An 8,141-nucleotide genomic window follows, 5' to 3' on the forward strand; every position below is an offset into this window, starting at 1 on the left:
TCGCCGAGCTTCCGCCGCCACCGCCGAAACCGCTGAAGCCCAAGAAAGAGAAGAAGCAGCGTCGCCGCCGCGGCAAGAAGGACGGCGACGCCGACGAGGCCGAGGCAGAGACCGAAGACGAAGAGTCTGACGGCGAGGCCGAGGAAGACGCTGAAGCCGACGGGGACGAAACGACCGAAACGGTTGAGGAGACCGAGCAGCCCGCCGAAGTCACCGCCGAAGGCACCGCGGACACCGACGTCGAGTCGACAGCGCAAGAGACGCCCCCAGTCGAAGACGCCGACGTGGACGACGACGGCCTGGAAGACGCCACGGCCGAACGCGGGCTCCGCAACCGGCGGCCGACCGGCAAACCCTCAGGGGCGCACCGGCGCAGGCGCACGCGCCGCGGTGTCGCCGTCGACGACTGAATCCAGCCAGGCGTCGACGTGGTGCTCGGCGGCGTCGCGCAAGAACGATGATTCGATGCCGTTCCCGGCCGGCCAGCCCTTCCCTATGCTGAGCGAGTGCCAAATAATTATCGAGTAGTTCAGTGGAACACCGGAAACGTCGGAAAAAGCTCGCTGAAATCGATCGCCGCCAACCCCCTCTTGGAACTGGTCGGGTGTTACGCCTGGTCGGCGGAGAAAGTAGGCCGTGACGCCGGCGAGCTGGTCGGCATTGCGCCGCTAGGGGTGGCCGCCACCAACGACGTCGACGCGCTGCTTGCTCTCAAACCCGACTGCGTGGTCTACAACCCGATGTGGATCGATGTCGACGAGCTGGTCCGCATCCTGTCGGCGGGAGTCAACGTGGTGACCACCGCCTCCTTCATCACCGGGCATAATCTCGGCGCCGGCCGCGACCGGATCGTCGAGGCCGCCGAGTTGGGCGGCGCCACGATCTTCGGATCCGGCGTGAGCCCGGGCTTCGCCGAGCTGCTGGCCATCGTCTGTGCGATGGTGTGCAACCGAGTCGACAAGGTCACTGTCAACGAAGCGGCCGACACCACGTTCTACGACTCGCCGGAAACCGAGAAGCCGGTGGGCTTCGGCCAGCCGATCGACCACCCGGACCTGCAGTCGATGGCGGCAAAAGGCACCGCGATCTTTGGCGAGGCCGTCCGGCTGGTGGGTGATGCGCTTGGCATCGAACTCGACGACGTGCGGTGTGAAGCGGAATTCGCGCAGACCACAGCGGATCTCGAGATGGCGTCGTGGACCATCCCGGCGGGATGCGTGGCCGGCGTCTACATCAGCTGGCAGGGAATCGTCGGGGGCAAGGCCGTCATTGACCTCAATGTTCGGTGGCGCAAAGGACAGACGCTCGAACCGGACTGGAAGATCGACGGAGACGGCTGGGTCATCCACGTCGACGGACAGCCCACGGTTACCACCAAGGTCGGTTTCCTGCCGCCACCGTATTTCGAGGCCACCACGATCGAAGAATTCATGGACCTCGGGCACATCATGACAGCGCTGCCAGCGATCAACGCGATCCCGGCGGTCGTCGCCGCGGCACCGGGCATTGCCACCTACAACGATTTGCCGCTGACCCTGCCCCGCGGCTTCGTTTCGACCGCTTAGCGAGCGGGAATGTTTTGCAGCTTGGGTGCCAAGTCGGGGCAGTACATGCTGATGGCGCTACCGAGGAACTGATAGGCCTGCACCTGCGTGGTGCCTCTGGGGAGGTTGTCGGAGAGGAAATGAGCGGAAGCCGCCGCGTCGGGATCGACGCCCTGCCCCAGCCGTCGGCAGACGATCTTGGCCAGATACGGGTTGTAGTCATGGGACCCGTAGATGCCGTACTTCTGAAGTTGGTTGTCGAAGTCGGTGTCGGGGTCGGCGTATGCCGGCGCAGACAGGCCGATCGCGGCGGCGATGGCAACAACGGCGAATCCCGTTACCTTCATGGGCTGGATAGTACCGCTCGCTGTTCTTCGTGGAGAACGCAGCCGTTTCCTAACGCGCATCGTCACAGATCCTCTCGTCGCGTTCGAACCCCGTCCGAGCCCACCGGTCGGAAAGCCCGATTCAGTCATCCAAACCCTCGCTACCCGGTTTCTATTCTGTCGCGAATTCCGATTAGAGTAGCTAAGGTTACACACAGGCTAATTAGTTGAGCGCCCTTCGCCCCTGGTTAAGGATGAAAGAACCCATGACCACCACCGAGCCGAGGACCGAGCCGTTGCCCACCCCGGTTGAAGGCAACGGCGAAGACCAGGCCGCCAGGCGGACGCCAACCGGACAACGGTCCTTACTGTCGCGGTTCCTCACCCGGTTCTGGGTGGTGCTGGTCATCGTCTCCGTGGTCGCGGTTTCGGGATTTTGCGTGTACCGACTGCGCGGCATCTTCGGTGTTCACGGCAACACCTTCGGCGGCGGTGCGGTCGAACAAGAGATAAAGCCGTTCAACCCCAAGGTCTTAACGCTGGAGGTCTGGGGCTCACCGGGGAGCGTGGCGACCATCAACTATCTGGATAAAGATTCCAAGCCTCAGCAGGCCCTCAACGTACCTCTGCCCTGGTCGACTCAGCTGACAACGACGCAGCCTTCCCTCCCCGCCAACCTCGTGGCGCAGGGAAGCGGCGCTTGGGTCGCCTGCAAGATCACCCTGGACGACAACGACGGGCGCGGGCCGGTCGTCAAGGCCACAAATCAATCGCCCGCCAACGAAACAACGAGCGCCTTCACCTTCTGCCTGAACAAGTCCGCATGAGCGAGACCACCGAGGTTGCCCGGCCTGTCTCGCAGCCGTTGATCCCGCCGTTCCTGCCTCGGATGATCCATCGGCTCGCGCTGCCGATCGTGCTGGTGTGGCTCGGACTCACCGTGTTCGTCAACGTCACGGTGCCGCAACTGGAGGTCGTCACCAAAGAGCACGCGGTTTCGCAGAGTCCGAATGACGCGCCGGGGATGATCGCGATGAAGAAGGTCGGGTCGACCTTCCACGAATTCAACTCCGACACCTCGGCGATGATCGTCCTGGAGGGCGACAAGCCGCTCGGGGATGCCGCTCACCGGTATTACGGCGAGATCGTCAAGCGACTCGAACGGGACACCAAGCACGTTCAGCACATCCAGGATTTCTGGAATGACCCGCTAACTGCCGCGGGCTCGCAAAGCCCGGATGGAAAAGCGGCCTATGTCCAGGCCTACCTCGCCGGCAACATGGGTGAGAGTTTGTCCACCGAGTCCGTCGAAGCGGTCCGTAAGATTGTCGACTCCGTGCCCGCGCCGCCGGGGGTCAAGGCCTACGTGACCGGCGCCGGTCCGCTGATCGCCGATCAGTCTCATGCGGGCGAGAAAGGCGTCAAGCTGGTCACCATCGTCACCTTTCTGGTGATCATTGTGATGCTGCTCTTCGTCTACCGCTCGGTGAGCACTACTTTCATCGTGCTGTTTATCGTGATGGTCGAAGTGGCCGCCGCCCGGGGTGTCGTCGCGTTCCTGGGGAATTACGGGATCATCGGGCTGTCCACCTTCGCCAACAACTTGCTGGTGCTGTTGGCGATCGCGGCCGGCACGGACTACGCGATTTTTGTGATGGGCCGATATCACGAAGCCCGTGGCGTCGGCGAGGACCGAGAACAGGCCTTCTACACCATGTTTCACGGCACCGCGCATGTCGTGCTGGGCTCGGGGTTGACCGTCGCCGGCGCGATGTACTGCCTCAGCTTCACCCGGTTGCCGTGGTTCCAGACTATGGGCGTGCCGTGCGCAGTCGGCCTGCTGGTTGCAGTCTTCGCAGCCTTGACCCTGGGCCCGGCGGTGCTCGCGGTGGGCAGCTTCTTCAAGCTCCTCGATCCGAAGCGAATTTTGCAAACCCGGGGATGGCGACGCATCGGCACCGCGATTGTCCGTTGGCCCGTACCAATTCTCGCGGTGACGATAGCCATCGCCCTTGTCGGTCTGCTCGCCCTGCCCGGATATACAACCGACTACGACAATCGCCACTACCTGCCGGCCGATGTCCCGGCCAACATCGGCTATATGGCCGCAGACCGGCATTTCGCCCAGGCCCGGCTGAATCCCGAGCTGTTGATGATCGAGACGGATCACGACTTGCGTAATCCGGCCGACTTCCTGGTGTTGGACAAGGTGGCGAAGGCTATCTTCCACATCCCAGGTATCGGCCGTGTGCAGACCATCACCCGGCCGCTGGGCACTCCGCTCGACCACAGCACCCTTGCTTTCCTGATCAGCGCGCAGAGCGCCGGCCGGATCCAGACGCAGCATTACCAAGACGAACAGGCGAAGAACCTGTTGAAGCAAGCGGACGAGCTCCACAAGACAATGGCAACTCTGCACCAGCAGATGCAAGTCACGCAGGACCTCAGCAACACCACGCACCAAACCACGCTGCTCACAAAAGAAACGGTGAAGATTACCGAGTCATTGCGCGACTACATCGCTAACTTTGATGACTTCTTCAGGCCGATTCGCAGCGCCTTCTACTGGGAGAAACACTGCTTCGACGTGCCGTTGTGTTGGGCGTTCCAATCCATCTTCAATGCGCTCGATGGTATCGACCAAGTCGCCGAGAACATTGAGGCGCTCAGCGCGAATCTCGACAAGCTGGACCAGATTCAGCCGCAGCTGGTGGCGCTGATACCACCACAGATCGCCAGCCAGGAGCGAAATCTCGAGACGATCATGTCGAACTACGCGACGACGAAAGGTCTCAACGACCAACAGGAAGCGTTGTCCGACAACGCCACAGCCATGGGCGAGGCTTTCGACAGGGCGAAGAACGACGACACGTTCTATCTGCCGCCCGAGGCTTTCAAAAGCCCGGACTTCGCGCGCGGCCTGAAACAGTTCATGTCACCCGACGGCCACGCTGTTCGCTTGATCATCTCGCACGAAGGCGATCCGGCGAGTCCTGAGGGCATCGCTCACATCAACCCGATCAAGCAGGCAGTGCACGAGGCCATCAAAGGCACGCCCTGGGAGGGCGCAAAGGTCTACCTCGGCGGCACCGCGGCGCTGTACAAGGACATGCGTGACGCCTCCAACATCGACCTGATGATCGCCGGAATAGCCGCGGCCACTTTGATTTTCATCATCATGTTGGTCATTACCCGAAGCGTGGTCGCGGCCCTGGTCATCGTGGGGACCGTGCTGCTTTCGCTGGGCGCGTCCTTCGGCCTTTCCGTGCTCGTGTGGCAGTACCTTCTCGGCATCAGACTGCACTGGATGGTGCTGGCGATGGCGATCATCCTGCTGTTGGCGGTCGGGTCGGACTACAACCTGTTGCTGATATCCCGATTCAAAGAGGAAATTCACGCCGGGCTCAAGACCGGCACCATCCGCGCCATGGCCGGCTCTGGTTCGGTGGTCACTGCTGCCGGACTGGTGTTCGCCGCCACCATGGCCTCGTTCGTGTTCGGCCCGTTGCGGGTTATGGCCCAGGTGGGCACCACGATTGCTCTCGGTCTGTTGTTCGACACCTTGATCGTCCGGTCGTTCATGACGCCGTCGGTGGCCACCCTGCTGGGACGTTGGTTCTGGTGGCCGCAGCACGTACGGCCGCGCCCGGCCAGCACGATGCTGCAGCCATACGGAACCCGCCCGGCGGTTCGCGAGCTGATGCACACGGATGCCGACGAAAGCCCGCCCAGCGGGCTGGTGCAACAGCGGTAATCGTCCGTGGGGTCTTTGGATGGACGGGTCGCGTTAATCACCGGCGCGGCTCGAGGGCAGGGTCGTGCGCACGCTTTGGCATTGGCTGCCGAGGGAGCAGACATTGTCGCGGCCGATGCTCCCGGCCCGATGAAGGATCTGACGTATCCGCTCGGCACCGAGAGCGATCTGCACGAAACGGCCGAGCTGGTGAACGGTCTGGGCCGCCGCTGCAGTCCGGTAGCAGTCGATGTGCGCGACTCGGCTCAGGTCAATGCTGTTGTGGAGCAGACGGTCAGCGACTTCGGCAGTCTCGACATCGTGTTGGCCAATGCCGGGATCGTCAGCACCGGATTGTTGGAAGACGTGAGCGATGACGTCTGGCAGCAACTCATCGATACCAACCTCACGGGTGCGTTCAACACGCTGCGCGCAGCCATACCGGTGATGCGGCGCCAACGCTTCGGCCGGATAGTCGTGACGTCGTCAATGGGAGGGCGAATGGGCATCCCGGAGCTCGCCGCCTACAACGCCACCAAGTGGGGCGTCATCGGGCTGGCGAAATCCGTTGCGCTGGAGGTCGCCAAGGAAGGCATCACGGTCAACGTCATCTGTCCGACGACGACCCAGACCCCGATGGTTCAGCCTGCCGGCGGCCCAGATGCAGGAGACATACCCGATGACTTGGTGCGCCGCATGATGAAAGCCAATCCCATACCGCAGCCCTGGCTTCAGCCCGAGGACGTCAGTCGTGGAATCGTCTACCTGGTAACCGATCCCGGGGTGATCACCGGCAGTGTGCTGGAGATCGGCCTGGGCGGCAGCGCCCGTATTCACTGAACTACGTTACCCGGACCGGGTTTTCGACAACGGCGCGGTGTTGGCGTCCAGCTCGTCATGCCCATTCAACAGCGAACGAACCGCCGGGCGAGGCCCGCTGGGCCGCAGCATCGTGCTGGCCGGGCGAGGCCGGACCTTGATCGGCCACCAGAACCAGCGTCCCAGCAGGGCGGCGATCGACGGCGTCAAGAACGATCGGACCACCAACGTGTCGAACAGCAGACCCATGCCGACAGTCGTCCCCATTTGGCCGATGATCCGCAAGTCGCTGACCACCATGGAGCACATCGTGAACGCGAACACCAGCCCGGCCGAAGTTACCACCTTCCCGGTGCCGCCCATCGCGCGGATGATGCCTGTCTTGAGCCCCGCGTGGATTTCTTCTTTGAACCGAGACACCAGCAGCAGGTTGTAGTCCGACCCCACTGCCAAAAGGATGATCACCGACATCGCCAAGACCATCCAGTGCAGTTGGATTCCCAGGAAGTACTGCCAAACCAGCACGGAGAGCCCAAAGGACGCACCCAACGAAACAGCAACCGTGCCAACGATAACCAGGGCGGCGATCAGGCTTCGGGTGATGATCAGCATGATGATGAAAATCAGGCACAGCGAACCGATCCCGGCGATCCACAGATCGTATTTCGAGCCGTCCTTCCAGTCTTTGAAGGTGGCGGCGGTACCGGCCATGTAGATCTTCGAGTCTTCGAGAGGAGTCGCCTTCATCGACTCCTCGGCCGCCTGTTTGATCGAGTCAACCCGCGCAATGCCTTCCGGCGTTGCGGGATCCCCCCGGTGCGAGATGATCAACCGCACGGCCGTGCCGTCCGGCGAAAAGAAGTTGTTCAAGGCACGTTTGAAGTCTGGGTTCTTGAAGACCTCCGGCGGCAAGTAGAACGAGTCGTCATTTTTGGCGCGGTCAAAGGCTTTGCCCATCGCCGTCGCGTTATCGCTCAGCTCGTCCATCTGCCCGAAGATCCCGGACATGGTGCTGTGCATCGTCAGCATCATCGTTCGCATGGACTCCATGCTGGCGATCATCGGTGGGAACTCCGCGATCATCTGCGGCATCAGCGCATCGAGTTGATCGAAGTCTTTCGTGAGAATCTGGAACTTGTCGTCGATCTCGTCGACACCATCAACGGCCTCGAAGACGGATCGTAGCGAGAAGCAGATCGGGATGTCGTAGCAGTGTTTTTCCCAGTAGAAGTAGCTGCGGATGGGTCGCCAGGTGTCTTCGAAGTTTGCGATGTCATCCCGCAATTCCTCTGTGATGGCCTGCATTTCCTTCGTCTCACCGACCATCTTGTGTGTGGTGTCGGTGAGTTGCTTCATGAGGTTGTACATGCGCTGCATTCGCTGGATCGTGTCCTCGAGCTCGTCAGCCTGCTTGAGCATGTCGTCCATCCGGGCCTTTTGGAATTTCATCGTCTGTACCTGCCCGGCATTTTGTATGCTGAGCTGAAACGGTATCGACGTATGCTCCATCGCCGTGCCCTCGGGCCGTGTGATCGCTTGCACCCTGGATACACCCGGAACGTGCAAGATGCCCTTGGCCAGTTTGTCGAGGACCAGAAAGTCAGCCGGATTTCGCAAATCGTGGTCGGCGGCGACCATCATCACTTCGGGCATCATTCGAGCCTGGGAGAAATGTCGCTCGGCGGCGTCGTATCCCTTGTTAGCGGCGATGTCGTGGGG

General features: G+C 61.8%; 6 protein-coding genes and 1 pseudogene. 5 read left to right on the forward strand and 2 right to left on the reverse strand.

Going from position 1 to position 8,141, the window contains the following annotated elements:
- Both WB785_RS02060 and WB785_RS02065 read left to right on the forward strand, forming a co-directional pair.
- Positions 1 to 410 (forward strand): annotated as a pseudogene (locus WB785_RS02060) (hypothetical protein); the annotation flags it as partial.
- Between the two features lie 96 nt (positions 411 to 506).
- The gene (locus WB785_RS02065) at positions 507 to 1,565 is read left to right on the forward strand and encodes a dihydrodipicolinate reductase (RefSeq protein ID WP_424077038.1); all 1,059 of its coding nucleotides are present in this window, start codon (positions 507 to 509) and stop codon (positions 1,563 to 1,565) included.
- Here WB785_RS02065 and WB785_RS02070 read toward each other — a convergent pair.
- Positions 1,562 to 1,891 carry a DUF732 domain-containing protein gene (locus WB785_RS02070; protein ID WP_424077039.1) on the reverse strand — a complete coding sequence of 110 codons (330 nt, stop codon included), beginning with the start codon at positions 1,889 to 1,891 and terminating at the stop codon, positions 1,562 to 1,564. The genes WB785_RS02065 and WB785_RS02070 overlap by 4 nt on opposite strands.
- Positions 1,892 to 2,136: 245 nt before the next feature.
- On the opposite strand from WB785_RS02070, the gene WB785_RS02075 reads away from it, so the two are divergent.
- From WB785_RS02075 to WB785_RS02085, 3 genes are read left to right on the forward strand one after another with little or no spacing between them, the layout of a single operon-like run.
- On the forward strand, positions 2,137 to 2,697 hold the full coding sequence (locus WB785_RS02075) for an MmpS family transport accessory protein (protein ID WP_424077040.1): 561 nt from the start codon (positions 2,137 to 2,139) through the stop codon (positions 2,695 to 2,697).
- Positions 2,694 to 5,624, forward strand: a complete 2,931-nt coding sequence (locus WB785_RS02080; protein WP_424077041.1) for an RND family transporter — start codon at positions 2,694 to 2,696, stop codon at positions 5,622 to 5,624. The genes WB785_RS02075 and WB785_RS02080 overlap by 4 nt, the downstream gene beginning before the upstream one ends.
- Before the next feature lie 6 nt (positions 5,625 to 5,630).
- Complete coding sequence (locus WB785_RS02085) at positions 5,631 to 6,443, forward strand: mycofactocin-coupled SDR family oxidoreductase (protein WP_424077042.1); 813 nt, start codon at positions 5,631 to 5,633, stop codon at positions 6,441 to 6,443.
- A gap of 6 nt (positions 6,444 to 6,449) precedes the next feature.
- Here the strand turns inward: WB785_RS02085 and WB785_RS02090 are convergent.
- The coding region (locus WB785_RS02090) for an RND family transporter (RefSeq protein WP_424077043.1) at positions 6,450 to 8,141 on the reverse strand (1,692 nt) is incomplete at its 5' end.

This window comes from Mycobacterium sp. (genome assembly GCF_049585075.1).
Taxonomy (GTDB): Bacteria; Actinomycetota; Actinomycetes; order Mycobacteriales; family Mycobacteriaceae; genus Mycobacterium.

What these genes read in the sequence shown, in the direction of transcription:
- WB785_RS02070 (WP_424077039.1), bottom strand. Translation starts at nt 1,891, where the DNA reads ATGAAGGTAACGGGATTCGCCGTTGTTGCCATCGCCGCCGCGATCGGC.
- WB785_RS02075 (WP_424077040.1), top strand. Translation starts at nt 2,137, where the DNA reads ATGACCACCACCGAGCCGAGGACCGAGCCGTTGCCCACCCCGGTTGAA.
- WB785_RS02080 (WP_424077041.1), top strand. Translation starts at nt 2,694, where the DNA reads ATGAGCGAGACCACCGAGGTTGCCCGGCCTGTCTCGCAGCCGTTGATC.